General features: G+C 71.5%; 24 protein-coding genes. 10 read left to right on the top strand and 14 right to left on the bottom strand.

Annotation, left to right across the window (positions count from 1 at the left end; genetic code table 11):
- Window positions 1-103: 103 nt before the first annotated feature.
- The 4 genes from AC1RTC_RS01460 to AC1RTC_RS01445 are packed head-to-tail and all read right to left on the bottom strand — an operon-like array spanning window position 104 to window position 3,566.
- Window positions 104-1,501, bottom strand: coding sequence for an amidohydrolase (locus AC1RTC_RS01460; protein ID WP_493153677.1), 1,398 nt, complete (start codon window positions 1,499-1,501; stop codon window positions 104-106).
- Window positions 1,488-2,120 carry an FMN-binding negative transcriptional regulator gene (locus AC1RTC_RS01455; protein WP_493153676.1) on the bottom strand — a complete coding sequence of 211 codons (633 nt, stop codon included), beginning with the start codon at window positions 2,118-2,120 and terminating at the stop codon, window positions 1,488-1,490. The genes AC1RTC_RS01460 and AC1RTC_RS01455 overlap by 14 nt, the downstream gene beginning before the upstream one ends.
- On the bottom strand, window positions 2,117-3,085 hold the full coding sequence (locus AC1RTC_RS01450; protein ID WP_493153675.1) for an Fpg/Nei family DNA glycosylase: 969 nt from the start codon (window positions 3,083-3,085) through the stop codon (window positions 2,117-2,119). The genes AC1RTC_RS01455 and AC1RTC_RS01450 overlap by 4 nt, the downstream gene beginning before the upstream one ends.
- Complete coding sequence (locus AC1RTC_RS01445; protein ID WP_493153674.1) at window positions 3,078-3,566, bottom strand: ribose-5-phosphate isomerase; 489 nt, start codon at window positions 3,564-3,566, stop codon at window positions 3,078-3,080. Before AC1RTC_RS01445 ends, AC1RTC_RS01450 begins: the two co-directional genes overlap by 8 nt.
- Window positions 3,567-3,664: 98 nt before the next feature.
- Here AC1RTC_RS01445 and AC1RTC_RS01440 point away from each other — a divergent pair, with 98 nt between their 5' ends.
- From AC1RTC_RS01440 to AC1RTC_RS01405, 8 genes are all read left to right on the top strand, one after another.
- Complete coding sequence (locus AC1RTC_RS01440; RefSeq protein WP_493153673.1) at window positions 3,665-4,291, top strand: hypothetical protein; 627 nt, start codon at window positions 3,665-3,667, stop codon at window positions 4,289-4,291.
- 48 nt (window positions 4,292-4,339) lie between these two features.
- Window positions 4,340-6,880, top strand: a complete 2,541-nt coding sequence (gene pepN, locus AC1RTC_RS01435; RefSeq protein ID WP_493153672.1) for an aminopeptidase N — start codon at window positions 4,340-4,342, stop codon at window positions 6,878-6,880.
- An 85-nt stretch (window positions 6,881-6,965) separates the two neighbouring features.
- Window positions 6,966-7,907 carry an ABC transporter ATP-binding protein gene (locus AC1RTC_RS01430; protein ID WP_493153671.1) on the top strand — a complete coding sequence of 314 codons (942 nt, stop codon included), beginning with the start codon at window positions 6,966-6,968 and terminating at the stop codon, window positions 7,905-7,907.
- Window positions 7,904-8,704, top strand: coding sequence for an ABC transporter permease (locus AC1RTC_RS01425; RefSeq protein ID WP_493153670.1), 801 nt, complete (start codon window positions 7,904-7,906; stop codon window positions 8,702-8,704). The genes AC1RTC_RS01430 and AC1RTC_RS01425 overlap by 4 nt, the downstream gene beginning before the upstream one ends.
- 10 nt (window positions 8,705-8,714) lie before the next feature.
- On the top strand, window positions 8,715-9,980 hold the full coding sequence (locus tag AC1RTC_RS01420; protein ID WP_493153669.1) for a sensor histidine kinase: 1,266 nt from the start codon (window positions 8,715-8,717) through the stop codon (window positions 9,978-9,980).
- Window positions 9,977-10,642, top strand: a complete 666-nt coding sequence (locus AC1RTC_RS01415; RefSeq protein ID WP_493153668.1) for a response regulator — start codon at window positions 9,977-9,979, stop codon at window positions 10,640-10,642. Before AC1RTC_RS01420 ends, AC1RTC_RS01415 begins: the two co-directional genes overlap by 4 nt.
- Window positions 10,643-10,651: 9 nt before the next feature.
- Window positions 10,652-11,632, top strand: coding sequence for a mechanosensitive ion channel family protein (locus AC1RTC_RS01410; protein WP_493153667.1), 981 nt, complete (start codon window positions 10,652-10,654; stop codon window positions 11,630-11,632).
- Window positions 11,633-11,667: 35 nt separating this feature from the next.
- Window positions 11,668-12,072 (top strand): globin, encoded by a 405-nt coding sequence (locus tag AC1RTC_RS01405; protein ID WP_493154267.1) that lies wholly within the window; start codon window positions 11,668-11,670, stop codon window positions 12,070-12,072.
- A gap of 123 nt (window positions 12,073-12,195) precedes the next feature.
- On the opposite strand, the gene AC1RTC_RS01400 is transcribed toward AC1RTC_RS01405, so the two are convergent.
- On the bottom strand, window positions 12,196-13,056 hold the full coding sequence (locus AC1RTC_RS01400) for an SDR family oxidoreductase (RefSeq protein ID WP_493153666.1): 861 nt from the start codon (window positions 13,054-13,056) through the stop codon (window positions 12,196-12,198).
- A 53-nt stretch (window positions 13,057-13,109) separates the two neighbouring features.
- Here AC1RTC_RS01400 and AC1RTC_RS01395 point away from each other — a divergent pair, with 53 nt between their 5' ends.
- A complete protein-coding gene (locus tag AC1RTC_RS01395) occupies window positions 13,110-13,469 on the top strand; it encodes a winged helix-turn-helix transcriptional regulator (RefSeq protein WP_493153665.1) in 360 nt (119 codons plus the stop codon).
- Window positions 13,470-13,486: 17 nt separating this feature from the next.
- On the opposite strand, the gene AC1RTC_RS01390 is transcribed toward AC1RTC_RS01395, so the two are convergent.
- From AC1RTC_RS01390 to AC1RTC_RS01370, 5 genes are read right to left on the bottom strand one after another with little or no spacing between them, the layout of a single operon-like run.
- On the bottom strand, window positions 13,487-14,290 hold the full coding sequence (locus AC1RTC_RS01390; RefSeq protein WP_493154266.1) for an HpcH/HpaI aldolase/citrate lyase family protein: 804 nt from the start codon (window positions 14,288-14,290) through the stop codon (window positions 13,487-13,489).
- Window positions 14,287-14,751, bottom strand: a complete 465-nt coding sequence (locus AC1RTC_RS01385; RefSeq protein ID WP_493153664.1) for a MaoC family dehydratase — start codon at window positions 14,749-14,751, stop codon at window positions 14,287-14,289. The genes AC1RTC_RS01390 and AC1RTC_RS01385 overlap by 4 nt, the downstream gene beginning before the upstream one ends.
- Window positions 14,751-15,911, bottom strand: coding sequence for an acyl-CoA dehydrogenase family protein (locus tag AC1RTC_RS01380; protein ID WP_493153663.1), 1,161 nt, complete (start codon window positions 15,909-15,911; stop codon window positions 14,751-14,753). Before AC1RTC_RS01380 ends, AC1RTC_RS01385 begins: the two co-directional genes overlap by 1 nt.
- Entirely contained in the window at window positions 15,908-17,767 is a 1,860-nt protein-coding gene (locus tag AC1RTC_RS01375; protein ID WP_493153662.1) for an acetyl/propionyl/methylcrotonyl-CoA carboxylase subunit alpha, read from the bottom strand. The genes AC1RTC_RS01380 and AC1RTC_RS01375 overlap by 4 nt, the downstream gene beginning before the upstream one ends.
- A 6-nt stretch (window positions 17,768-17,773) precedes the next feature.
- Window positions 17,774-19,333: a carboxyl transferase domain-containing protein gene (locus AC1RTC_RS01370; protein WP_493153661.1), complete on the bottom strand. Its 1,560-nt coding sequence runs from the start codon at window positions 19,331-19,333 to the stop codon at window positions 17,774-17,776.
- A gap of 78 nt (window positions 19,334-19,411) precedes the next feature.
- On the opposite strand from AC1RTC_RS01370, the gene AC1RTC_RS01365 reads away from it, so the two are divergent.
- Window positions 19,412-19,996, top strand: coding sequence for an SACE_7040 family transcriptional regulator (locus tag AC1RTC_RS01365; protein ID WP_493153660.1), 585 nt, complete (start codon window positions 19,412-19,414; stop codon window positions 19,994-19,996).
- Window positions 19,997-20,198: 202 nt separating this feature from the next.
- Here AC1RTC_RS01365 and AC1RTC_RS01360 read toward each other — a convergent pair whose 3' ends face one another.
- From AC1RTC_RS01360 to pdhA, 4 genes are read right to left on the bottom strand one after another with little or no spacing between them, the layout of a single operon-like run.
- Window positions 20,199-20,975 (bottom strand): class I SAM-dependent methyltransferase, encoded by a 777-nt coding sequence (locus AC1RTC_RS01360; RefSeq protein WP_493153659.1) that lies wholly within the window; start codon window positions 20,973-20,975, stop codon window positions 20,199-20,201.
- Entirely contained in the window at window positions 20,975-22,162 is a 1,188-nt protein-coding gene (locus AC1RTC_RS01355) for a dihydrolipoamide acetyltransferase family protein (RefSeq protein WP_493153658.1), read from the bottom strand. Before AC1RTC_RS01355 ends, AC1RTC_RS01360 begins: the two co-directional genes overlap by 1 nt.
- Window positions 22,159-23,157 carry an alpha-ketoacid dehydrogenase subunit beta gene (locus tag AC1RTC_RS01350; protein WP_493153657.1) on the bottom strand — a complete coding sequence of 333 codons (999 nt, stop codon included), beginning with the start codon at window positions 23,155-23,157 and terminating at the stop codon, window positions 22,159-22,161. The genes AC1RTC_RS01355 and AC1RTC_RS01350 overlap by 4 nt, the downstream gene beginning before the upstream one ends.
- A complete protein-coding gene (gene pdhA, locus AC1RTC_RS01345; protein ID WP_493153656.1) occupies window positions 23,154-24,236 on the bottom strand; it encodes a pyruvate dehydrogenase (acetyl-transferring) E1 component subunit alpha in 1,083 nt (360 codons plus the stop codon). The genes AC1RTC_RS01350 and pdhA overlap by 4 nt, the downstream gene beginning before the upstream one ends.
- Window positions 24,237-24,284 lie beyond the last annotated feature (48 nt).

Genomic DNA, 24,284 nt, shown 5'->3' with positions numbered 1-24,284 from the left:
GCCCAGCACGAGTCGTCAGAAGTTGCTCGCGCACGCGCCGCCGGGAGCGTTTTGTGCAGACTCGCCGGCGCGCCGGTGCCTCCGCACACCTCGCCGCGCGGCCCTAGCGCGCGTCGTGGGTGAGGCGGCCCGCGAGCAGGGTCGCGGCCACGGGCATCGCCCGGAGGGTGTCGCCGTCAGCCGTCAGCGGGTCGTGGTCCGTGATCACCAGGTCTGCGGGCTGGCCCACCTCGACAGAGCTGCGGGATGACGCGGCCAGGGCCTCGGCGGCGGTGATGCGCTGCTCGGGGTGCCAGGCCGGCCGGCCGTCGCGCTCGCGGGTGACCGCCGCCGCGATCTGCACCCACGGGTCGAGTGGCGAGACCGGCGCGTCCGAGCCGAGCAGCAGGGTCGCCCCCGCGTCCAGCAGGCTGCGGAACGCATAGAGCCGCCCGGTGCGCTCCGGCCAGAGTCGGTCGGCGACATCGCGGTCGTCCATCGCGTGCTCCGGCTGAACGCTGGCCTCGACGCCCAGCGCGGCGAAGCGCGGGTAGTCGCTCTCCGCCAGCAGCTGGGCGTGCTCGATGCTGCCGCGGGCGCCGAGCGCTTCGAACGCATCGAGCGCCAGGGTGTTGGCGTGGTCGCCGATCGCGTGCACGGCCGGCACGATGCCCGCCTCGACCGCGCGGCGCAGCAGAGGGACCAGGGCCTCGGGCGGCACCGTGAGCTGGCCGTGCGTGCCGTCCTCGTACTCGCCCCAGGTGTACGCCGTGCGGGTGTTGAGCGAGCCGTCGGTCAGCACCTTGTACCGGCCCACCGTGAGCAGGTCGTCCACGCGCTGGCCGGTGTGCAGCCCCTCAGCGATCGCTCGCTCGAGGTCCTGCGTGTAGATGCCGAACTCCACCCGGAGGGCGTCGTGGCCGGCCGCCACGCGCCGCTGCCAGTGCTCGAGGTTCCACGCCATCTCGAAGTCGACGATGCCGACCACCCCGCGGGCCGCGGCTGCCGATGCCGCGGTGCGCGCCCAGCCGTCCACGATCTCGTCCGCGACGGTGTCGAGGCGCTGGTGCACCCCGAACGCGTCGTCCTCGGTGAGCAGGCCGGTGGGATGCCCCGCATGCCCGTAGAGCGCCAGGGCCGCCGTGTTCAGCCACACGGAGTGCAGGTCGGCGCTCACGAGCACCGCCGGAACGCCGCCCGTGGTGGCGTCCAGCGCGGCGAGGGATGGGGCATCCGGCCACAGGCTGTCCCGGAAATTGGCGCCGACCACCGGCCCGCCGTCGACGGCCGCGCCGATGATCGCGGCGGCCTCGAGGGCCGACCCGGCCGACGAGAGGTCGACGCGGCGGGAGGTGAGGGTCCACTGGGTGAAGTGCACGTGGTGGTCCCAGAGGCCGGGCGACACCCAGCGACCGGCGAAGTCGTCGCCGGTGCCCAGGGACGGGCCGATCTCCGCGATGAGGCCGTCCTCCACGCGGAGGTCGACCGGTCGGCCGCCCAGGCGGAGGTTACTGAGGATCATCGCCGTGCACCCGCCGCATCTCCCGCGCCAGCTCGGGGTTGGAGTAGAACTCGCCGGCCTGCAGCTCGTCGATGATGCGGCCCACCACCTCGGGCGGCTTGTTCTGGCTGAGCTTGGCGCGGGCGTCGAAGCGGGTGACGACGAGCCGAAGTCCCACGGTGCCGAGGGCGATGCGGCGGGCGGCCTGCTCGTCGATGTCGAGCGAGATCGGCTCGGGCATCCGGTTCTCGAAATGGTCCACCAGCGTGTCGAGCACCTCGAAGTTCTCTGCCTCAGACAGAAGCTGCGGTACGCCGTACAAGTGGGCGGTGACGTGGTTCCAGGTGGGCACGAACCCGGACTTCTCGTCGTGGTACCAGCCGGGCGAGATGTAGCCGTGCGGCCCCGCGATGATGACCATCACCTCGTGCTCCCCGAGCTCGTGGAGCTTCTCGTCGGGGCGGCCGACGTGGCTCACGATGCTGATGGTGTCGTCGGCGGTCTCTTCGAGGATGACCGGGTAGTGCGAGGCCACCAGGCCGGTCGAGGTGTTCGACACGATCGTCGCCCACGGGTTCTCGCGGATGAGCCGCTTGACCTCGGCCGGATCGGTCAACAGGAAGTGCGGGGTGCTCCTCATGCCTGGTCCACCGGGCACCAGTAGAGCTTGCGCCCGCCGATCTCCTCCATGACGATCGGGGTACCGCACACGCGGCACGGCTCACCGGTGCGGTGGTAGACCCAGTGACGGTCGGCGCGGCTCGCCATCGCGCCGTCGTACGCCTCCTTGCTGAGGCCGTCCATCGTCATCATCTGGCCGGTCTCGACACCGATCTTCAGGAGCTTCGCCCAGTCCTTCCAGAGCGCGCGCACGGTCGCCTCCGGCAGGTCGCGCCCGGGGATGTGCGGGTTCAGGCGAGCGCGGAACAGCAGCTCGGCGCGGTACACGTTGCCGATGCCGGCGACCACCGACTGGTCCATGAGCAGCAGGCAGATCGGCGTGGGCTTCTTCAGCACGGTGGCGGTGAAGCGGTCCTCCGCGGCCTTCCCGCTGTCGAGCAGCGGGTCGGGCCCGAGCTTGTCGATCGCGGCCTGCACCTCCTCGGGGAGGAGGACCTCGCACGCGGTAGGCCCGCGCAGGTCGGCGCACGTCGCATCCGTGAGCAGGCGGACCCGGACGGCGCCGACGGGCGGCGGCGGGAACGACTCGATCGTGCCCTCGACCTCCTGCTCGGCCATCCGGAGCCTCGTCCGCCGCGGCGCGCCGATCGAGCTCAGGGAGTCTTCGAAGGCCCCCACGACCGTGCCCTTCTGGCCGGTCTGGCCCATGCGGCCCGCCGAGGACGCCATCGTCGCGTCGGCGGTGACATCACCCGCGAAGTCCCAGGCGCCGTAGATGCCGAGGTGCACGCGCAGCCACAGGCCGTTGTCGAACTCGAGGAACATCTGCTTGCCGACGGCGATCGCCCGCGTCATGGTGCGGCCGTCGATGCGGGCGGCGCCGGCCGCGAACCGCCCCTGGGGCGAGGTTGCCGCGACCTCGCGCCCGACGAAGTGCAGCGCGAACTGGCGCGCGATGCGGTGGACGGAGTGGCCCTCAGGCATCGATCGTGTGCCCGGCGATGAGCCCGGTCGCCTCGTACTCGGCGAGCTGGGCGATGCGGCGGGCGTGCCGCTCCTCCCCCGAGAACGGCTCGTTGATGAAGGTGTCGATGAAGTGCTTGGCCTCCTCGACCGTGTGCTGGCGTGCCCCGATCGAGATGAGGTTCGCGTCGTTGTGCTGCCGCGCGAGGAGGGCAGTCGACTCGTTCCAGACGAGCGCCGCGCGAGCCCCGGCCACCTTGTTCGCCGCGATCTGCTCGCCGTTGCCGGAGCCGCCGAACACGATGCCCAGGCACTCGACGCCCGCGGCCTGGTCCTTCACGACGGCGAGCGCGGCGTTGATGCAGAAGCTCGGGTAGTCGTCCAGCGGGTCGTAGCTGGTGGGCCCGTGGTCGACGACCTCGTGGCCCGCGGCGCGCAGGTGCTGCTGGAGGTCTTCGCTGAACTCGAGGCCGGCGTGGTCAGTCGCGATGTGGATGCGCATGCAGCCCAGTTTAGGCAGTGCCCCCGACCTCTCCCCTCTGGCGCGGAGCCCGACCCAGGAGCACTATGGGAGCAGGAACTTCTCGCGAAGGAGGCACCATGAACAGCCGAACCGATCGCATGCCCGAGGGGATGCCCGTGCTCTCGCCCGGGCGGCACCGAAGCCCGAAGCAGGGGGCCTGCTTCATGGAGTTCGCGTCCTACCTCGCGGGCGAGAAGTGGAGCGACCACCCCGCGTGCACCCACCCCGTCGTCGCGGCACTCGCGCGCGATGTCAACGACCACACCAGCGATGCCGCGCGGGCCCGGCTCACCTCGCTGATCCACCGCGTGGTCGGCCTGACGAACGATGATCCGGGATTCGGCCTCGCCCTCGCCCTCCGCGCCGCGCAGGCCGCGCTTCCCATCGCCAGCATGGAGCGCCAGCGCGGGCTCGCCGTCGCGCTGCTCACGTTCGACCCGGCACAGTCGCCGGGCACGCGCGCCGCGTTCGCGCAGGCCCCCGACCTCGAGCCGTGGGCGCGCCACTATCTCGCGACGACGAGGCTCGCGCCCCGCGCCACCGCCTCCACCGCCCAGGCGATAGTCCACGCGGCGGTCGTCGGCATCGCACAGGCCTGCGTGCCCGATGCGGACGAGCGGCTCACCGCACTCCTCCGCGAGACCATCGAGGCGGCCGAGGCCGCTCGCGCGCCCGTGGCCGAGAGGCAGCTCGCCGCGGTCTAGCTCTAGGCTGGGTAGTCGGACACGATCCGACGAGCAAAGGAGCATGCGGTGCCAGGAGAGAACCTCACACGAGTAGAAGCGCAGGAGCGAAAGGCGCTCGTGGATGTCACGAGCTACGAGATCTCCCTCGACCTGACGACGGGCGCCGAGACGTTCGGCAGCACCACCCGCGTGCACTTCAGCGCCGAGCCCGGCTCCGCGACCTTCATCGACGCGATCACCAAGACCGTGCACTCGGTCACCCTCAACGGGCAGTCGCTCGACCCCGCTGCCGTGAGCGACGGGGTGCGCATCCAGCTCCCCGAGCTCGCCGCCGAGAACGTGCTCGAGGTCGTCTCCGACGCCCTCTACACGAACACCGGCGAGGGCCTGCACCGCTTCGTCGACCCGGTCGACCACGAGGTCTACCTGTACTCGCAGTTCGAGGTGCCCGACAGCCGCCGCGTGTTCGCGGTGTTCGAGCAGCCCGACCTCAAGGCCACCTTCCAGTTCACGGTGACAGCGCCGTCGAAGTGGGTGGTCGTGAGCAACTCCCCCACTCCGGAGCCGGTGGTCGAGGGGGATGCCGCGACGTTCGTGTTCGCGCCGACCCCGATCCTCTCCAGCTACGTGACCGCGATCGTCGCCGGGCCGTACGTGAGCGTCACCGATGAGCTCACGTCCAGCGACGGCCGCGTCATCCCGCTCGGCATCTTCGCCCGGAAGTCGCTGAGCCAGTACCTCGACTCCGACTACATCTTCGAGAAGACCAAGCAGGGCTTCGAGTTCTACGAGAAGCACTTCGACTACGCCTACCCGTTCGAGAAGTACGACCAGCTGTTCGTGCCGGAGTTCAACGCCGGCGCCATGGAGAACGCGGGCGCGATCACGTTCACCGAGAGCTACGTGTTCCGCTCGAAGGTCACGGACGCGATCAAGGAGCGCCGGGTCGTCACGATCCTGCACGAGCTCGCGCACATGTGGTTCGGCGACCTCGTCACCATGAAGTGGTGGAACGACCTGTGGCTCAACGAGAGCTTCGCGGAGTGGGCGTCGACGCTCGCCACCGCCGAGGCCACGGAGTGGAACGAGGCGTGGACCACGTTCCAGGCCATGGAGAAGAGCTGGGCGTACCGCCAGGACCAGCTGCCCTCCACGCACCCGGTCGTCGCCACGATCAACGACCTCGAGGACGTTCAGGTCAACTTCGACGGCATCACCTACGCCAAGGGCGGCTCGGTCATCAAGCAGCTCGTCGCGTGGGTCGGGCTCGAGGCGTTCATGAAGGGCGTCGCCGCGTACTTCAAGAAGCACGCGCACGGCAACACCGAGCTGCGCGACCTGCTCGAGGAGCTCGAGAAGACGAGCGGCCGCGAGCTCGGCACGTGGAGCAAGCTCTGGCTCGAGACGGCAGGCGTCAACACGCTGCGACCGCTGATCGAGACCGATGAGAGCGGCACCATCACCTCGTTCGTCGTGCAGCAGGAGGCCGCGGCCGACTACCCGACGATCCGCCCGCACCGCCTCGCGATCGGCTTCTACGGGCTTCACAACGGCAAGCTCGTGCGCGACCACCGCGTCGAGATCGACGTCGACGGCGTCTCCACCCCGGTGCCCGAGCTGGTCGGCCTTGCCAGGCCCGACCTCGTCCTGGTCAACGACGAGGACCTCGCGTACGCGAAGATCCGCCTCGATGAGAAGTCGCTCGGGGTCGCCATGGAGCACCTCGAGGACATCGACGACCCGCTGGCGCGCTCCATCGTGTGGGGTGCGGCGTGGGACGCGACGCGCGACGCCGAGGCATCCCCCTCCGACTACGTCCAGCTCGTGTTGAACAACATCGCCGCCGAGACCGAGTCGACGACGATCCGCACGACCCTCACCCAGCTCACGACGGTCGCCCGGGTGTACGTCACGCCGTCGCGCCGCGACGAGACGATCGAGGCTGTTGGCGACGGGCTCTGGATCCTCGCGAAGGAGGCCCGCGCCGGCTCCGACGCGCAGTTCCAGTTCGCGAAGTTCTTCGCCAACATCGCGTCCACGGCCGACCACGTGGCCACGCTGCGCGGCCTGCTCGACGGCTCCGTGGTGCTCGACGGGCTCGAGATCGACACCGACCTGCGCTGGGAGATCCTCGAGGGCCTCGTCCTCAACGGCGCCGCCGACGCCGCCGAGGTCGACAGGGAGCTCGCGGGCGACAACACGTCCAACGGCGCGCAGGCCGCGGCCCGTGCGCACGCAACGGTCGCCACCGCCGCGGGCAAGCGCGCGGCGTTCGACTCGCTCGTCGTGAGCGACACCCTGCCGAACGCGATCGTGCGCATGGTCACGATGGGCTACCAGCACGTCAACGACCCGTCGGTGCTCGAAGGCCTCGTCGAGCCCTACTTCGCGATGCTCAACGACATCTGGGCGAACCGCTCGTACAAGATCGCCGAGTACGTCGTGCTGGGCCTCTACCCCGCGCCGCTCGCCTCGCAGGGCCTCGTGGATGCGACGAACGCCTGGCTCGCGGCGAATCCCGACACCCCGGCCCTCCGCCGCCTCGTGATCGAGAACCTCGCCGGCGTCGAGCGCGCGCTCAGGGCGCAGGAGCGCGACAGCCAGTAAGTAGTACCGCAGTACCACGGGTCGGCCGGCAGGAGCATCCTGCCGGCCGATTCGGCGTCCCGGCGTGATTTCTAGGCTTGTCCTCATGATCCACGCACAGTCACTCACCAAGAAGTACGGCAGCAAGACCGCTGTCGACAGCATCGACTTCACGGTCCAGCCGGGCATGGTCACCGGATTCCTCGGACCCAACGGCGCCGGGAAGTCCACGACCATGCGCATGATCGTGGGGCTCGACCGCCCGACCGCCGGCAGCGTCACCGTCAACGGCGCCCCGTACTCCCAGCACCGCGCGCCGCTGCACGAGGTGGGCGCTCTGCTCGACGCCAAGGCCGTGCACACCGGCCGCAGCGCCTACAACCACCTCCTGGCGATGGCGGCGACCCACGGCATCGGCTCGCGCCGCGTGCACGAGGTCATCGCGATGACCGGCCTCGAGGCCGTCGCCGGCAAGCGCGTCGGCGGCTTCTCGCTCGGGATGGGGCAGCGGCTCGGCATCGCGGCAGCCCTGCTGGGCGACCCCGCGACGCTCATCCTCGACGAGCCCGTCAACGGACTCGACCCCGAGGGCGTGCTGTGGGTCCGCAACCTCGTGCGCCACCTCGCGGGCGAAGGCCGGACCGTGTTCCTCTCCTCCCACCTGATGAGCGAGATGGCCCTCACCGCCGACCACCTCATCGTGCTCGGCCGCGGCCGGATCATCGCCGACGCGCCGATCTCGGAGATCCTCTCGCAGGCGACCCGCCAGACCGTCCAGGTGCGCAGCCCGCGCGCGGACGAGCTGGCCCGCCTGCTCGCCGGCGCGGACGTGACGGTGCTGAACGAGGAGCGCGACCGCCTCACCGTCACCGGCCTCTCCGCAGCCCAGATCGGAGACGCCGCGGCGGGCGCCGGCCTCGCCCTGCACGAGCTCACCCCGCTGAGCGGCTCCCTCGAGGAGGCCTACATGGCCCTCACCCAGGACGAGGTCGAGTACGAGACAAGCGCGCTCGAGACGACCACCATCACCAAGGAGAACGCACGATGACCACCGCGACACTTCCCTCCGGCATCCGGCTCACCGGTGGCGGACTCCTGCGCTCGGAGTGGATCAAGCTCCGCAGCCTGCGCTCGACAGTCTGGTCGTACGCCCTGGTCGTGCTCGTCGCGGTCGGAATGGCGGCGCTCATGGCCGCCAACTTCCCCGTCGACGGCGCCCCGCCCGAGGCCCACGGTGCGATAGCCGTGCAGGTGGCGACCTTCGGGCTGTTCTTCGGCCAGCTCGTGGTCGCGGTGCTCGGCGTGCTCGTGATCAGCGGCGAGTACTCGACCGGCATGATCCGCTCCACGCTCACAGCAGACCCGCGCCGCCTCGGCGCGCTGTGGGCGAAGACGGCCGTGCTGTTCGCCACGACCTTCGTGGTCGGCGCTGTCGCCTCGATCGTGTCGTTCCTCGTGGCGGCCCCGATCCTGTCCGGGCGCGGCGTCAGCGCGAGCCTTCTCGAGCCCGCCGTGATCCTCCCGCTGCTCGGCGGCGGCCTGTACCTGGCGCTCGTCGCCGTGCTCGGGCTCGGCATCGGCACCATCCTGCGCAGCGGCGCCGGCGGCATCGCCGCGGCACTCGGCCTCGTGCTGCTGCTGCCGGTCGTGCTGCAGATGATCCCGGTCGAGTGGGCGCAGAACCTTGTTCCGTACACGTTCTCGCAGGCCGGGTCCGCCCTGTTCGCCGCTCCCCTGCCGGGCGACGACGCCGTCGAGCTCTGGCGGAACCTCGCCATCACGGTCGGCTGGGCCGTGGCGGGCATCGGCGGCGGCGCCGTCCTGCTGAAGCGACGGGACGCGTAGAGTCCTGAGGATGCACCACCCGACCGTCTCCCTCGGCGAGCGCGCCCCGCTCACCGAGGGAGACGTCCGTCTGCCGCGGCCGCCGGGAGTCGTGCGCAGGTTCTGGACCCGCCATCCCTGGTGGGTCGACGGACTCGTCGCCGGGGCCCACCTGCTCGTCGCGGCGGTGATCACCATCGCGTCAGCGACCGCCTACGCGGTTCCCGCCGCCGCGCTCGTACTGCAGTTCGCGGCGGTCGGCGTGAGCACGGCCGCGCTGGTGCTCCGCCGGCGCTACCCCGTGATCGTCCTGGCCGTCGTGTGGGTGGCGAGCTTCGCCCTGATCACACCGGACGGCGCGTTCAACTCGATCGCGGTGCCGCTGGCGCTGTACGCGCTGGCCGTGTACCGCTCGTCGCGCGCGGGGTGGATCGGATTCGCCGCGTCGTTGGTGGCGGGCAGTGCCGGCGCGCTCGCGGCGGCACTGCTGCATCCCGGCGCCGTGACGTCGATGGGCACCACGGTGCTCGGCGAGATCGTGCAGGTGGCCTTCGTGCTCCTCCTCGCGGTGCTGCTGGGCACGAACATCGGCAACCGACGGCGCTACGTGGCCGCGCTCGTCGACCTCGCGAACCAGCTCGCCCGCGAGCGCGACCAGCAGGCCCGCCTGGCCGCTGCCGCCGAGCGCTCCCGCATCGCGCGCGAGATGCACGACATCGTGTCGCACAGCCTCACCGTCATGGTCACCCTCGCGGACGGGTCGGCGGTGACCGCCGCGACCGCGCCGGGGCGCGCGTCCGAGGCCATGCAGCAGGTCGCCGAGACGGGACGCCACGCGCTCGCCGACATGCGCCGCATGCTCGGGGTGCTGAACGGCGATGACGAGGAGCGCACCCCTCAGACCCTCGAGCCGCAGCCCGGCGTCGCCGACCTGCCCGCTCTTCTGGAGACCTTCCGCGCCGCCTCCCTGCCCGTCACCTGCACCTCGAAGGGCGTGCCTCCCGAGGACGCCGCCGAGCAGCTCACGATCTACCGCATCGTGCAGGAGTCGCTGACCAACGCGCTGCGGCACGCCCGCGGCGCGACCACCGTGAACGTCGACGTGCGCCACACTCCCGCGGAGACCGTGGTCGTGGTCACCGACGACGGCGTCGGCGAGGCTGCCTCCGGCGCGGGCCACGGACTTGTCGGCATGCGGGAGCGGGTCGCGCTGTACGGCGGCACTCTCACGAGCGGTCCCGCTGCGCCCCGCGGCTGGTCGGTGCGGGCGACAGTTCCCCACGGAGACCCGCGATGACGGACATCCGGGTGCTCCTCGTCGACGACCAGCAGCTCGTGCGCATGGGCTTCCGCATGCTGCTCGATGCGGAGGACGGCATCGACGTCGTGGGCGAGGCCGGCGACGGCAACGAGGCGGTGCGGCTGGCGGGCGCCCTCCGCCCCGACGTGGTGCTCATGGACATCCGGATGCCCGGCCTCGACGGCATCGCCGCGACGAGGGCCATCCTCGCCGAGCATCCCGACTGCAGGGTCATCGTGCTGACGACCTTCGACCTCGACGAGTACGCCTTCGGGGGCCTGCGCGCCGGGGCCAGCGGGTTCCTGCTCAAGGACGCGCGCCCCGGCGAGCTCATCGCGGCGATCCGCTCGGTGGCCCAGGGCGACGCGGTGGTCTCCGCCCGGGTGACGCGCCGCATGCTGGAGCTGTTCGGCGGACAGCTGCCCGCCGAGACGGACGAGCTCGCCTCCCTCACCCCGCGCGAGCACGAGGTGCTGCTCGCGATCGCCGAGGGCCTGTCGAATACCGAGATCGCGCAGAACCTGTTCCTCAGCGAGTCCACCGTGAAGACCCACGTGGGCCGGGTGCTGATGAAGCTGGGCCTCCGGGACCGCATCCAGGCCGTGATCTTCGCCTACGAGCACGGGCTCGCGGGCGGGCACCCAGACACCCCTCGGTAGGCTTGGGGGATGGACTGGGACGCGATCTGGGCGCAGCTCACCGATCCCGAGAACGGCTGGCACAAGCTCGCCGTCTCGGTGGCGGTAGTCGTCGGCGCCCTCATCCTGCGCGGGATCCTGCTGTTCATCATCAGGCGGGTGGTGAGCCGGATCGTCAACGGCGCCAAGAAGAAGCAGAACTTCGAGGACACCCAGGCGCTGCTCATGTCGCCGCTCGCCGCGGTGCGGATCGTGCAGCGCACGAAGACGCTGGGCAGCGTGTTCAGCAACATCGTGACCGCCGTGATCGTCATCCTCGTGGTCCTGGTGCTGTTCAACACGCTCGTGCCGGGCGCGACCGGCGCGTTCGCCCTCATCACCGCGGCGCTCGGCGCGGGGCTCGGCTTCGGCGCCCAGAACATCGTGAAAGACGTGCTGAGCGGCCTGTTCATGGTCGCGGAGGACCAGCTCGGCGTCGGTGACGTCGTCGACCTCGGGCCCGCGACGGGCGTGGTCGAGGGCGTCGGCATCCGGATCACCCTCGTGCGCGACGTCAACGGAACGCTGTGGTTCGTCCGCAACGGCGAGATCCTCCGCGTCGGCAACATGTCCCAGGGCTGGGCGCGGGTGATCATCGACCTCGCGGTGCCGTACGACGTCGACCTCGACGCGGTGCAGGAGAAGGTGCTCGCGACCGCCCGCGACATGGCGGCCAACACGAAGTGGAAGTCCCGGATTCTCGAGAAGCCCGAGATCTGGGGCATCGAGTCGATCTCCGCCGAGGCGATCGTGCTCAGGCTCGTCGTCAAGACCGCGTCGGCCTCGAAGGACGACGTCGCGCGGGAGCTCCGTGCCCGGCTCAAGCGGGCGCTCGATGAGGCCGGTGTGAAACTGCCGGCGCTCAACTCGATCATCCTCACCGGCTCGGACGGCGCGGCGAGTGTGCGCGGTGCGCGCCCGCCCCGCACCAGGCCGATCGCCGTACAGGACCCGAAAGGCAAGGACACATGAGCGACGGGCACGAGCCCAATCCGGTGACGCTGCGCATGAGCGCGGGCGGCGAGGCGGTGCAGGGCAACTTCTGGGAGCAGGTCGGCGGGCGCCCCACATTCGAGAAGCTGGTGCGCGCCTTCTACGAGGGCGTCGCGACCGACGAGGTGCTGCTGCCGATGTATCCCGAGCAGCCCGACCTCGAGGGCGCGATCCAGCGGCTCACGGGTTTCCTCGAGCAGTACTGGGGTGGCCCGACCACGTACAGCGAGGAGCGCGGGCACCCGCGACTCCGGATGCGGCACCTGCCGTTCAAGGTGAACCCGGATGCCCGCGACCGCTGGTTGGCGCACATGCGCGCCGCCCTCGACACGCTCGAGCTGCCGCCGCTGCAGGACGCCACGCTGTGGGCGTACCTCGACCGCGCCGCGCAGGCGATGGTCAACACGTTCGAGGAGTAGCGCGGGTTGAGTAGGCCGCCCGCGGCCGTATCGAAACCCAGCTCAGCGGGTTGAGTAGGCCGCCCGCGGCCGTATCGAAACCCAGAGTGCCACCACCGGTTTCGATACGGGCGCTAGAGCGCCCTACTCAACCAGCTCAGCGGCAAGCCCCTCGCGCAGCGGGGTCGTCGGGCGGCCGATGAGGCGCGCCAGGTCACCCGGGGTGTGCCCGAGGAGGCCGTCGCGGATGTTCCCGTCGAGCGCGACGACGAACCCGGCGGTGCCCTCGTCGAGGCCCGCGCCGAGGAGAGCGGCGTGGTGCTCCTCGGGCGAGAGCGGTGCGTAGGCGACCGGGGTGCCGGAGACCTCGGTGATCGCGGCGGCGAGCTCCGCGAAGTCCCACGCGGTGTCGCCGGAGAGCTCGTAGGTCTGGCCCGCGTGCGAGTCGTCAACGAGGACGGCGGCCGCGGCATCCGCGTAGTCCTTGCGCGACGCGCTCGAGACCGTGCCCGCGCCGGTGCTGGAGGCAAGGGTGCCCGTGGCGATCGCCTGCTTCGCGCTGCCGGTGTAGTTCTCGGTGTACCAGCCGTTGCGCAGGATGGTGAAGGGGACGCCGGAGGCGACGAGGTACTCCTCGGTGGCCTTGTGCTCGGGAGCGAGGACCAGTGCGGACGTGGTCGCTGCGGGGGCGCTCGTGTAGACGATGCGGCTCACGCCGGCTGCCTTCGCGGCGTCGATCGCGGCCTTGTGCTGCGGGAAGCGCTGGCCCGGCTCGCTCGCGGAGACGAGCATGAGGGTGTCGGCGCCGGCGAAGGCGGCGGCGAGAGTCTCCGGCTCGGAGAAGTCGATGCGCGCGACGCGCACACCGAGGGCGGCGAGATCGTCGAGCTTGGCGGTATTGCGACCGGCGGCGACGATATCGGCGGCGGGGGTGCCGTCGCGGAGGAGGGCGTCAACGATGAGGTGGCCGAGGTGCCCAGTGGCACCGGTAACGATGATTGTCATGCTCCAAGGGTACTTCCTCGACGCGGGTACCCACCTTTTGGTAAGTTAGGAGCATGCAGGTAAGCAACTCCCACGGCTTCACGATGGGCATCCTCCCCGCCAACTGCCCGTCGCGCACGGTGCTCGACCATGTCACGAGCAAGTGGGGGGTCCTGGTCATCATCGCCCTCTCGGAGCGCGACCTGCGCTGGGGCGAGCTGCGCCGCGTGGTCGAGGGCGTGAGCGAGAAGATGCTCGCCCAGACCCTGCGCACCCTCGAGCTCGACGGCTTTGTGAACCGGGATGCCCAGCCGACGATCCCGCCGCGAGTCGACTACAGCCTCACCGAGCGCGGCCGCGAGCTCGCCGCCCGCCTGCTCCCCCTCATGGACTGGATCGCGGACAACGCGGAAGAGATCTTGACCCCGGCCTAAGGGACGCCGAACGGGGCTCAGACCGCCCGGGCCAGCACCCTCCGCGCGTGCACGAGCACGGGCTCGTCGACCATGCGGCCCCGGAACGTGAACACGCCGCGCTCGTGCTCGGCGGCGGCGAGCAGCTCGCGCGCGAAGGCGAGCTCCTCGGGGCTCGGTGCGTAGGCGGCGCGGATCGTCGCCACCTGGTCGGGGTGGATGCACGCGGTCGCCGTGAAGCCGACAGCCGCGGCATCCGCCGCCTCCGCGGCCAGGCCGTCCAGGTCCGGGATGTCCACGAACACTGAGTCGACCGCGGCCTTGCGGTGCGCCCCGGCCGCGAGCAGCACCGCCGAGCGGGCGTGCGCCGCGACATCCCGGTACCGCCCGTCCTCCCGCCGGCTGGAGGAGCCGCCGAGCGAGGCAACGAGGTCCTCAGCGCCCCACATGAGCCCCACGACGGCGTCGACCGCCGCGATCACGGCCGCGTTGACGATGCCCGCGGCGGTCTCGCAGAGCGCGATCACGTCGTAGTCGCCCAGTCGGTCGAGGTCGCGAACCCCGCTCGTCTTGGCGAGCATCACGTACCGGTAGTCGGTACTGTCGATCGCTTCGAGGTCGAGCTCGTGGTCGTCCGTCCCCGCAGGGTTCACGCGCACGACGGTGCGCGCCGGGTCGAGCGGATGCGCGGTGAGCGCCGCGCGGGCCGCAGCCTTGTCGCGCGGCGCCACGGCGTCCTCGAGGTCGAGGATCACGGCATCGGCACGGGCGGCGGCCTTCGCGTAGCGCTCGGGGCGGTCGGCCGGGCAGAACAGCAGGGCTGGGCCGAGATCGAACGTCACGGGGTGCACCACACCAGAACTGTACGCGTGGCGACGCCGACGACCACGCCGTCCTGGTTCGTGCCGGTGTGCTTGAGGGTCACGATCCCCTGCCCCGGGCGCGAGGCCGAGAGGCGCTTCTCCATCACCTCCGTCGACGTGTAGAGCGTGTCGCCGTGAAAGAGCGGGTGCGGGAACGCGACCTCCGTGAAGCCGAGGTTGCCGACGATCGTGCCCTGGGTGAGCTGCGCGACCGAGCTGCCGACCATCGTGGAGAGCGTGAACATCGAGTTGACGAGCCGCTGCCCGAACGGCTGAGTCTGCGCCCACGCGGCGTCGAGGTGCAGCGCCTGGGTGTTCATGGTGAGGGTGGTGAACAGCACGTTGTCGGCCTCGGTGACCGTTCGGCCCGGGCGGTGCAGGTAGCGCACGCCGGTCTCGAACTCCTCGAAGTACAGGCCGCGCTGCTCGACCTCGCGCATCAGAACCCGAGCTCCCTGGCGATGACCATGAGCTGCACCTCGGTGGTCCCCTCGCCGATCTCCAGGATCTTGGAGTCGCGGTAGTGCCGCGCGACCGGGTTCTCGTTGAGGAAGCCGTAACCGCCGAAGATCTGCGACGCGTCGCGGGCGTTGGCCATCGCGGCCTCGCTGCTCGTCAGTTTGGCGAGACTCGCCTCGAGCTTGAACGGCTGGCCGGCGACGAGCTTGTGGGCTGCGGCGTACGTCGCGAGCCGCGCCGAGTGCACGCGCGCCTGCATCCGGGCGATGGTGAACGCGATGTGCTGGTTCGAGCCGATCGAGCGGCCGAACACGTTGCGCGACTTCGCGTAGCGGATCGCCTCCTCGAGGCACCCCTGCGCGGCGCCGGTGCACAGCGCTGAGAAGGCGACCCGGCCCTCGTCGAGGCTCTCCAGGAAGTTCGCGAAGCCGCGCCCGCGCTCCCCCAGCAGATTCGCCTCGGGCACGTGGACATCCGTGAAGACGAGGGGGTGCGTGTCGGAGGTGTGCCAGCCGACCTTGTCGTAGGGCGGCAGCACCTCGAAGCCGGGCGTGCCGGACGGCACGATGATCGCGGTCAGCTCGGGGCTGCCGTTGGCACGGCGTCCCGTGACCGCGGTGACGGTCACCAGAGACGTGATCTCAGAGCCGGAGTTGGTGATGAACTGCTTCGAGCCGTTGATCACCCACTCCCCGTTCTCGAGCACGGCCGTGGTCTTCGTCCCCGCGGCGTCGGAGCCGGCATCCGCCTCGGTCAGCCCGAAGCCCGCCAGCGCCTTGCCCTGCGCGAGCGGCGGCACCCAGCGCTGCCGCTGCTCCTCGCTGCCGAAGCGGAAGATCGGCATCGCCCCGAGGCCCACCCCGGCCTCGAGGGTCACGCCGATCGACTGGTCGACCCTGCTGAGCTCCTCAATAGCTATGCAGAAGTCGACGTAGGTGCGGCCCTGGCCCCCGTACTCCGTGGGGAACGGCAGGCCGAACAGCCCCATGTCGCCCATCTGCGCGATGATGCCGTAGGGCAGCTCGCGCTTGGTGTCGTACTCGTACGCGGCGGGCGCGACGACGGTGTCGGCGAACTCCCGCACCTCTTGGCGCAGCGCCTCCTGCTGATCGGTCAGATCCAGGTCGAGTGTCATGGTCATGCGGCTTCTCCTTCGTGGGGATGAATGGTGGCGACGACCTGGTCCACCCGGACCTGGTCGCCCTCGGCGACCGTGACGGTCACCGTTCCGGCGACGGAGGCGAGCATGGTGTGCTCCATCTTCATCGCCTCGATCGCGAGGAGGGGCTGGCCCGCCTCGACGACATCTCCTGTTCGCGCGCTGACCGAGACGACCGTCCCCGGCATCGCGGAGCGCACCTCCGGGCTGGCGGCGCCGGCGACACGGCCGAGGGATGCCCGGTGCTCAGCCAGCCGCTGCTCCCTGCTGGGCGTGGCGAACTGGTGCACCACCCCGTCACGCGCGAGCCACACCGAGCCCCCGTCGCTCGCCCACCGGAACGTGGTCACCACCCCCGCCAGCTCGACGGTCACGGTGTCGGCGGTGCTGGTGGGCTGAGTAGGCCCCCCGGAGCCGTATCGGAGCCCGGTGCCGATACGCCACCCGTCGGCATCCCACGGTCCCTCTGTACTGCGGGCGATTCGCTGCAGGTGCTCGAGCGCGGCGTGCGCCGCGGCATCCGGAGCCTCGTCCTCGAACGGCAGCAGGCTCTCGATGAGCCCGGTGTGAAGTCGACCCGCGCGCACCTCGGGATCCGTGACGAGGGCGCGCAGGAAGCTGAGATTGGTCCGGATGCCCAGCACCGCCGTGTCGGCGAGCGCGCGGTCGAGGCGCGCGAGGGCCTCCGCGCGGGTGGGGGCCCACGCGATGATCTTCGCGAGCATCGGGTCGTAGCCGGTGCCGACCACGAGGCCAGGCGCCAGCGAGCTGTCGACGCGGACGCCCTCCGGCTCGTGCAGGGCGAGGACCGTGCCCGCGGAGGGGAGGAAGCCGGAGGCCGGGTCTTCCGCGTACAGCCGGGCCTCGACCGCGTGGCCGTTGAGCGACGGGGCCACGGTCAGCGGCTCCCCCGCCGCGATGCGCAGCTGCCACTCGACGAGGTCGAGCCCGGTGACGAGCTCGGTCACGGGGTGCTCGACCTGCAGGCGCGTGTTCATCTCCATGAAGAAGAACTCGCCCGGCGACTCGTCGGAGACGAGGAACTCGACGGTGCCCGCGCCCACGTAGTCGACGCTGCGCGCGACCTCGCACGCCGCCTCGCCGATCCGGGCACGGGTCTCCTCGTCGAGCAGGGCGGAGGGCGCCTCCTCGACGATCTTCTGGTGGCGGCGCTGGAGCGAGCACTCCCGCTCGCCGAGGTGGATGACGCGGCCGTGCTCGTCGGCGAGCACCTGCACCTCGATGTGGCGCGGGACCGTGACGAGCCGCTCGAGCAGCAGGGTGTCGTCGCCGAACGCCTTCGTCGCAATGCGGCGCGCGCTCGCCAGGGCCTCCGGCAGCTCTGCGGCGGCGGAGACCGCCACCATCCCCTTGCCCCCGCCGCCGGCACTCGGCTTGATCAGGAGCGGGAAGCCGACCGTCTCGGCCGCGGCGATGAGGCCGGCATCCGTCATTCCCGTCGTACCGGCGCCCGGGATGACCGGCACGCCGCGCGCGCGGACGTGCTCCTTCGCCCGGATCTTGTCGGCCATCGCCTCGATCGCGCCGACCGGCGGGCCGATGAACACCCGTCCGGCGGTCGCGCAGGCGCGCGCGAAGTCCACGTTCTCGGAGAGGAAGCCGTAGCCGGGGTGCACGGCGTCGGCCTCGATCGCGACGATGGCGGGGATGTCGAGGTAGCTCGGCACGAGGACGGCGGCGTCCGCGAGCCGCACGTGGCGGGCGCCGCGGTCCTCCTCGGTGAAGATCGCCACGGAACGGACCCCGAGCGAGTCGAGGGTGCGGATCACCCGGCACGCGATCTCACCGCGGTTGGCGACGAGCACTGTCTCAAACATCGGCCGTCACATCCGGAACAGCCCGAAGGCCGGGTCGGGAAGCGGCACCGCGGCGCACACGTCGAGGGCGAGGCCGAGCACCCGGCGGGTGTCCAGCGGGTCGATGATGCCGTCGTCCCACAGGCGGCCGGTCGAGTAGTAGGGGCTGCCCTGGGTCTCGTACTGGGCGCGGATCGCCTCGGGGTCGGCGTCCCCGACCGTGCTGAGCACCGAGGCCGCCTGCGCCCCGCCCATCACGGAGATGCGCGCGTTCGGCCACATCCACAGGAAGCGCGGCGAGTAGGCCCGCCCGCACATCGAGTAGTTGCCCGCCCCGAAGGATCCACCGATCACGACGGTGAGCTTCGGCACGCGGGTCGTCGCGACCGCGGTCACCATCTTGGCGCCGTTCTTCGCGATGCCGCCGGCCTCCGCGTCGCGGCCCACCATGAAGCCGGAGATGTTCTGCAGGAACACGAGGGGTATGCCCCGCTGGTCGCACAGCTCGATGAAGTGCGCGCCCTTGAGCGCCGACTCGCTGAACAGCACCCCGTTGTTGGCGACGATGCCGACGGGATGCCCGTGGACCCGCCCGAACCCGGTGACCAGCGTCGCGCCGTACTCCCGCTTGAACTCGTGGAACTCGCTGCCGTCGAGCACCCGCGCGATCACCTCGTGCACGTCGTACTGCTGCTGCACGTCCGTCGGCACCGCGCCGTAGAGCTGGGCCTCCTCGACCACCGGGTCACGGCTCTCGGCAACCTCCCACGCCGTTGCCGTGGGCCGCGGCAGCGTGGCGATGATGTCGCGCACGATGCCGAGCGCGTGCCGGTCGTCGTCCGCGAGGTGGTCGGTCACCCCGCTCACCCGGGAGTGCAGCTCGCCGCCGCCGAGCTCCTCCGCGGTCACCACCTCGCCGATGGCCGCCTTCACGAGTGGCGGGCCGCCGAGGAAGATCGTGCCCTGTCCGCGCACGATGACCGTCTCGTCGCTCATGGCCGGGACGTACGCCCCGCCGGCGGTGCACGACCCCATGACGGACGCCACCTGCGGGATGCCCGCGGCGGACATCCGGGCCTGGTTGAAGAAGATGCGGCCGAAGTGCTCTCGGTCGGGGAACACCTCGTCCTGCAGGGGCAGGTACGCGCCGCCCGAGTCGACGAGGTAGACGCACGGCAGCCGGTTCTCGAGCGCGACCTCCTGGGCGCGCAGGTGCTTCTTCACCGTCATCGGGAAGTAGGTGCCGCCCTTGACTGTCGCGTCGTTGCAGACCACGAGCACCTTCCGCCCGTGGACGAGCCCGATGCCCGCGATCACTCCGGCGCCGGGAGCCTCGTCGTCGTACAGCCCGGTCGCCGCCAGCGGGGCAAGCTCGAGGAAGGGGCTGCCCTCGTCGAGCAGCTCGTCCACGCGGTCGCGCGGCAGCAGCTTGCCGCGGGCGACGTGCCGCTCGCGGGACCGCTCGGGGCCGCCCAGAGCCGCAGTCGCGAGCCGCTCCCGCAGCTCCGCCACGAGAGCCCGGTGGGCGGCGTCGTTCGCGGCGAACCCGTCGCCAGACGGATCGACCGCGCTCGTGAGGGTCTCCATCGACAACCTTGCTGAGTTAGTGTTGATTAACTGGTATTAGGTTAGCGGTGATTAACTGGACTGTCTAGACTGGCGGCCATGACCGACACGACCCGCGCCCGCGCGAAGGCAGACCGCCGCGCCGCGATGCTGGCCGCCGCCGCGCACCTGTTCGCCGAGCGCGGCTTCGCCCGCGTCTCCCTCGAGGATCTCGGCGCCGCCGTCGGCGTGAGCGGCCCAGCGCTCTACCGGCACTTCGCGGGCAAGCAGGCCGTGCTCGGCGCGCTCCTCGTCGGCGTCAGCGAGGGCCTGGCGTCGGGCGGTCGCGCCGTGGTGGAGGAGGCTCGGGATGCCGCGGCCGCCCTCACCGCGCTCATCGAGTTCCACGTCGACTTCGCCCTGGCCAACGCCGACGTCATCCGGGTGCAGGATCGCGACCTCGACAGCCTCGCCGACCCGGACCGCCACGAGGTCCGCGCCCTGCAGCGCGCCTACGTCGAGCTCTGGGTCGACGTCCTCGGGCGGCTGCATCCCGACGCCGAGCGGAGCATCCTGCGCACGAAGGCGCACGCGACGTTCGGGCTCATCAACTCCACCCCGCACAGCGGCAGCGCCCGGGGCTCCGAGAAGGCGCAGACGCGCGCGGTGCTCGAGCGCATGGCTGCCGCGGCCCTCGGCGCCTAGCGGCTCCCCGGCCCCCGCCCGGCCTCGCCGCCCCCGGCACCCCCGGCACCCGCCACCCCCGGCACCCGCCCGGCCCCGCCACCCCGACCCCGGCACCCGCCCACGCGGAGGTTCCGGCACCATGCTGCCGCCGCGGCAGCCGCATCGTGTCAAAACCTCCGCATGGGGCATCCGGAGCCTCCCGCGCCGGACCCGCCCGCGCCTACCGCCGCACGCCCCTCCCGAGCACCGAGGTCGTGACGTGGGTCGCCGTGCGCCCCTCCGACGACAGCCGCTCGCGCACATCGTCGAGCACGTGCTCGCGCCGCTCCGCGGGCAGCGCCTCCACGAACGGGCCGAACGGGGTGCCGAACAGGCCCGCGACCTCGGAGTCCACGGTGGGCCAGCGCACGGCGAGCTCCTGGCGGGTGGCGCGCACGTCCGCGGCGCCGGCCGAGAGCAGGTCGTCGACGATGCCGTGCACGGTCGTCGCGACGGACGCGTTGCTGATGGTGCGCGCCGAGCCGGCGGCCGCGGCATCCCGCTGCAGGGCTTCGGCGAAGGCGTCGAACGGGTCGAGTCGCTCGTCGCTGGCCCACACCGACACCGCAACAGCGCCGCCCGGTCGGAGCACCCGCAGCGCCTCCCGGAGCGCGCCCACGGGGTCGGTCATGAACTGCAGCCCCTGCTGGCACAGCACCACGTCGACGGAGCCGTCGGGCAGGTCGAGCTCGGTCGCCGGGCAGACGAGGGTCCGGATGCCCGCCGGCACGTACTCGAGCATGCTCGCGCTCGAGTCCGTCGCGATGACATCGGCGCCCGCGCGGGCCGCGATGCGCGCGACCGCACCGGTGCCGGCCGCGAGGTCGAGCACCACGTCGCCCGCCTGCACCCCCGCGTAGGCGACGAGGCGGTGGGCCCACGGCACGAACAGCACGGGCTCGAGGTAGCGCTGGTAGTTCTCGGCGACCGTGGCGGCCTCGAACGCGAGGGTCGGCATCAGACGAGGGCGAGCACGGTCGCGGGGTCCGCGAGCACGCGCCCGATGTCGGTGAGGAAGCGGGCGCCCTGCTCGCCGTCCACGAGCCGGTGGTCGAACGAGAGGCTGAGCGTCATCACGTCGCGCAGCGCGACCTGCCCCTCGAACTCCCACGGCAGCCGCCGCACCGCGCCCATCGCGAGGATCGCCGCCTCCCCCGGGTTGAGGATCGGCGTGCCCGCGTCGATGCCGAACACCCCGACGTTCGTGATCGAGATGGTGCCGCCCGACAGGGCAGCCGGCGTGAGCTCGCCCGCCCGGGCCGTGGCCGCGAGGTCCGCGATCGCCTCCGTGAGCGCGCCGAGCGTGAGCGCCTGCGCGTCGCGGATGTTCGGCACCATCAGCCCGCGCGGCGTCGCCACCGCGATCCCGAGGTTCACGCCCGCGAACTCGACGATGTCGGGCTCGTCCCAGCGCGAGTTCAGCGAGGGGTTGCGCGTGACCGCCAGGCACAGCGCCTTCGCCACCACCGCGAGCATCGACGCCCGCTCCCCCGCGGCCTTGAGGCGCGCGACGAGCTCGCTCGACCGCGTGACATCCACGGTCAGGAACTCGGTGACGTGCGGCGCGGTGAACGCGCTCGCCACCATCGCCGCCGCGGTGGCCTTCCGCACCCCCTTGATCGGAGTCCGCCGGTCTCCCGCAGCCGGAACCGCATCAGGCGTCCGGGATGCCGCGGCCCGCACGTCCTCGCGGGTGACAGTTCCGCCCTCCCCCGTCCCCTGCACGCGCTCGAGGTCGACGCCGAGGTCGTGCGCGAGCTTGCGCACCGGCGGGGTGGAGAGTGCCGCACCCCGCGGCGCCACCACCACGGACTGCTCGAGCGACGGCACCGACCGCGCCTTGCGCTTCGGCCGGTCGCCGGTCTCGACCGCGGGCCCGTAGCCCACGAGCACCGCGTTCCGCTCGGCCGCGTCGATCTCGAACCCGACGATCGGCGCACCCACCCGCACTGTCGCTCCGGGCTCCGCGTAGAGCGCGCCGATGACGCCCTCGAACGGCGAGGGCAGCTGGACTATCGCCTTCGCGGTCTCGACGTCCGCGAGCGTCTGGTTGAGCGCGACCCGGTCGCCCACGGCGACGTGCCACTCGACGATCTCCGACTCGGTGAGCCCCTCGCCGAGGTCCGGCAGTGCGAAGTCCTTCATGCTGTCCACCCCGTCAGGCTGTTGGCGCGGCCGAGCACGCGGTCGACGGCATCGAGCATCCGGTCGAGATCGGGCAGGAAGTGGTCCTCGAGCCGCGAGGGCGGGTACGGGATGTCGAACCCGGTCACGCGCTGCGGGGCCGCTTCGAGGTGGAAGAAGCAGCGGTCTGTTATCCCCGCCGCGAGCTCCGCGCCGATGCCGCCGAACTCGGCGGCCTCGTGGGTGATGACCGCGCGGCCGGTCTTGCGCACGCTGGCCTCGATCGTGTCGTAGTCCAGCGGCGAGAGCGAGCGAAGGTCGACGACCTCGATCGAGATGCCCTCGTCGGAGGCCGCGGTTGCCGCGTCGAGCGCGGTCGGCACGAGCGGTCCGTAGGCGAGGAGCGTGACATCCGCGCCCTCTCGCACGACCCTCGCGCTCTCGAACGGGAAGTCGTGGCCCTCCTCGACCTCGCCCTTCATCCAGTACCGCCGCTTGGGCTCGAAGAACAGAACGGGGTCGTCGCACGCGATCGCCTGTCGGATCATGGTGTGGGCGTCCTGCGGGGTGGAGCAGCTCACGACGCGCAGTCCCGCCGTGTGGGCGAAGTACGCCTCGGGCGACTCGCTGTGGTGCTCGACGGCGCCGATACCCCCGCCGAACGGGACACGGATGGTCAGGGGCATCCGGACCGCGCCGTTCGTGCGCGCGTGCAGTTTCGCCACCTGCGCGACGATCTGGTCGAAGCCCGGGTAGATGAACCCGTCGAACTGGATCTCGACGACCGGCCGGAACCCGCGGAACGCGAGCCCCACCGCCATGCCGATGATGCCGGACTCGGCGAGCGGCATGTCCATCACGCGGTCGGCGCCGAACTCCGCCTGCAGCCCGTCGGTCACGCGGAACACCCCGCCGAGCTTGCCGATGTCCTCGCCGAGGAGCACCACACGGTCGTCGTCGGCGAGCGCGCGGCGCAGGCCGCTCCCGATCGCCTTGGAGAGGGTCAGCTCGCTCATGACTCGAACCCCTCGAGGTAGGCGGCGTAGCGACTCCGCTGCCGGGCGAGGCCGGAGTGCGGCGTCGCGTACACGTTGTCGAACATGCTCAGCGGCTCGGGATCCTCGATGCCCTTGCACGCCGCACGGAACTCGCGGGCAACCTCGTCCGCGTGCGCGGCGATGCGGGCGGCCGTCTCGTCGGGGAGGCGGAGGTAGGCCTCCAGGCGCGCGAGCGGGTCACGGCCGGCCCACTCCTCGCGCTGCAGGGGGTCCGCGTAGCGGCTCGGGTCGTCGGAGGTGGTGTGCGGGCCCATGCGGTAGGTCACGGCCTCGACGAAGGTCGGGCCGCCGCCGCTGCGCGCGCGCTCCAGGGCCTCGCGCGTCACCGCGGTCACCGCGAGCACGTCGTTGCCGTCGACGCGGACGCTCGGGATGCCGAACCCCGGCGCGCGGTCGGCGATGGGATGCACGGCCTGCAGCGAGACCGGCTCCGAGATCGCCCACTGGTTGTTCTGGCAGAAGAAGACCACCGGGGCGTGGAAGCTCGCGGCGAACACCATCGCCTCGTTCACGTCGCCCTGGCTGGTGGCCCCGTCGCCGAAGTACGCCACGGCGGCCGAGTCGACGCCGTCCCGCACGCACCCGACCGCGTAGCCGACGGCGTGCAGGGTCTGGGCCCCGATGATGACGGCGGGGGTCGCCATGTTCACGCTGAACGGATCCCAGCCGGATGCCCCGGTGCCCCGCCAGGTGCGGACCAGGTCGACCAGCTCGACGCCGCGGCAGTAGGCGACGCCGTTCTCGCGGTAGCTCGAGAACACGAAGTCGTCGTCCCGGAGCGCCCGGGCGGATCCGACCTGGGCGGCCTCCTGCCCGAGGAGCGGCGGCCAGAGGCCCAGCTCGCCCTGCCGCTGGAGGGCGACGGCCTCGGTGTCGATGCGCCGCACGATCACGAGGTCCTCGTAGAGGGCGGTGAGGCGGTCATCGGTGATGTCCGCGACGAGCGGGTCGTAGTGCTCGTCGTCCAGCCGGTTGCCGTGCGGGTCGATGAGCTGCACGGGGTCGAGCGCCGTGCGGGTCGTCAGGGTTGTGGACATGCATGCTCCGATCCGCTCCCCTGCGGCGGGTGTGCCCGGCGGAGCGAT

The sequence above is a fragment of the Rhodoglobus sp. GW821-FHT12B09 genome (assembly GCF_058809925.1).
Note: the sequence above shows the minus strand (reverse complement) of the source record. Positions and strands in the feature narration are given on the sequence as shown.

Coding starts and splice junctions, on each gene's coding strand:
- AC1RTC_RS01355 (WP_493153658.1), bottom strand. CDS start 22,162: ATGAAGGACTTCGCACTGCCGGACCTCGGCGAGGGGCTCACCGAGTCG.
- AC1RTC_RS01455 (WP_493153676.1), bottom strand. CDS start 2,120: ATGAGGAGCACCCCGCACTTCCTGTTGACCGATCCGGCCGAGGTCAAG.
- pdhA (WP_493153656.1), bottom strand. CDS start 24,236: ATGTCCACAACCCTGACGACCCGCACGGCGCTCGACCCCGTGCAGCTC.
- AC1RTC_RS01460 (WP_493153677.1), bottom strand. CDS start 1,501: ATGATCCTCAGTAACCTCCGCCTGGGCGGCCGACCGGTCGACCTCCGC.
- AC1RTC_RS01430 (WP_493153671.1), top strand. CDS start 6,966: ATGATCCACGCACAGTCACTCACCAAGAAGTACGGCAGCAAGACCGCT.
- AC1RTC_RS01405 (WP_493154267.1), top strand. CDS start 11,668: ATGAGCGCGGGCGGCGAGGCGGTGCAGGGCAACTTCTGGGAGCAGGTC.
- AC1RTC_RS01375 (WP_493153662.1), bottom strand. CDS start 17,767: ATGTTTGAGACAGTGCTCGTCGCCAACCGCGGTGAGATCGCGTGCCGG.
- AC1RTC_RS01415 (WP_493153668.1), top strand. CDS start 9,977: ATGACGGACATCCGGGTGCTCCTCGTCGACGACCAGCAGCTCGTGCGC.
- AC1RTC_RS01395 (WP_493153665.1), top strand. CDS start 13,110: ATGCAGGTAAGCAACTCCCACGGCTTCACGATGGGCATCCTCCCCGCC.
- AC1RTC_RS01370 (WP_493153661.1), bottom strand. CDS start 19,333: ATGGAGACCCTCACGAGCGCGGTCGATCCGTCTGGCGACGGGTTCGCC.
- AC1RTC_RS01425 (WP_493153670.1), top strand. CDS start 7,904: ATGACCACCGCGACACTTCCCTCCGGCATCCGGCTCACCGGTGGCGGA.
- AC1RTC_RS01445 (WP_493153674.1), bottom strand. CDS start 3,566: ATGCGCATCCACATCGCGACTGACCACGCCGGCCTCGAGTTCAGCGAA.
- AC1RTC_RS01450 (WP_493153675.1), bottom strand. CDS start 3,085: ATGCCTGAGGGCCACTCCGTCCACCGCATCGCGCGCCAGTTCGCGCTG.
- AC1RTC_RS01400 (WP_493153666.1), bottom strand. CDS start 13,056: ATGACAATCATCGTTACCGGTGCCACTGGGCACCTCGGCCACCTCATC.
- AC1RTC_RS01410 (WP_493153667.1), top strand. CDS start 10,652: ATGGACTGGGACGCGATCTGGGCGCAGCTCACCGATCCCGAGAACGGC.
- AC1RTC_RS01360 (WP_493153659.1), bottom strand. CDS start 20,975: ATGCCGACCCTCGCGTTCGAGGCCGCCACGGTCGCCGAGAACTACCAG.
- AC1RTC_RS01350 (WP_493153657.1), bottom strand. CDS start 23,157: ATGAGCGAGCTGACCCTCTCCAAGGCGATCGGGAGCGGCCTGCGCCGC.
- AC1RTC_RS01440 (WP_493153673.1), top strand. CDS start 3,665: ATGAACAGCCGAACCGATCGCATGCCCGAGGGGATGCCCGTGCTCTCG.
- AC1RTC_RS01365 (WP_493153660.1), top strand. CDS start 19,412: ATGACCGACACGACCCGCGCCCGCGCGAAGGCAGACCGCCGCGCCGCG.
- AC1RTC_RS01420 (WP_493153669.1), top strand. CDS start 8,715: ATGCACCACCCGACCGTCTCCCTCGGCGAGCGCGCCCCGCTCACCGAG.
- AC1RTC_RS01380 (WP_493153663.1), bottom strand. CDS start 15,911: ATGACCATGACACTCGACCTGGATCTGACCGATCAGCAGGAGGCGCTG.
- AC1RTC_RS01385 (WP_493153664.1), bottom strand. CDS start 14,751: ATGCGCGAGGTCGAGCAGCGCGGCCTGTACTTCGAGGAGTTCGAGACC.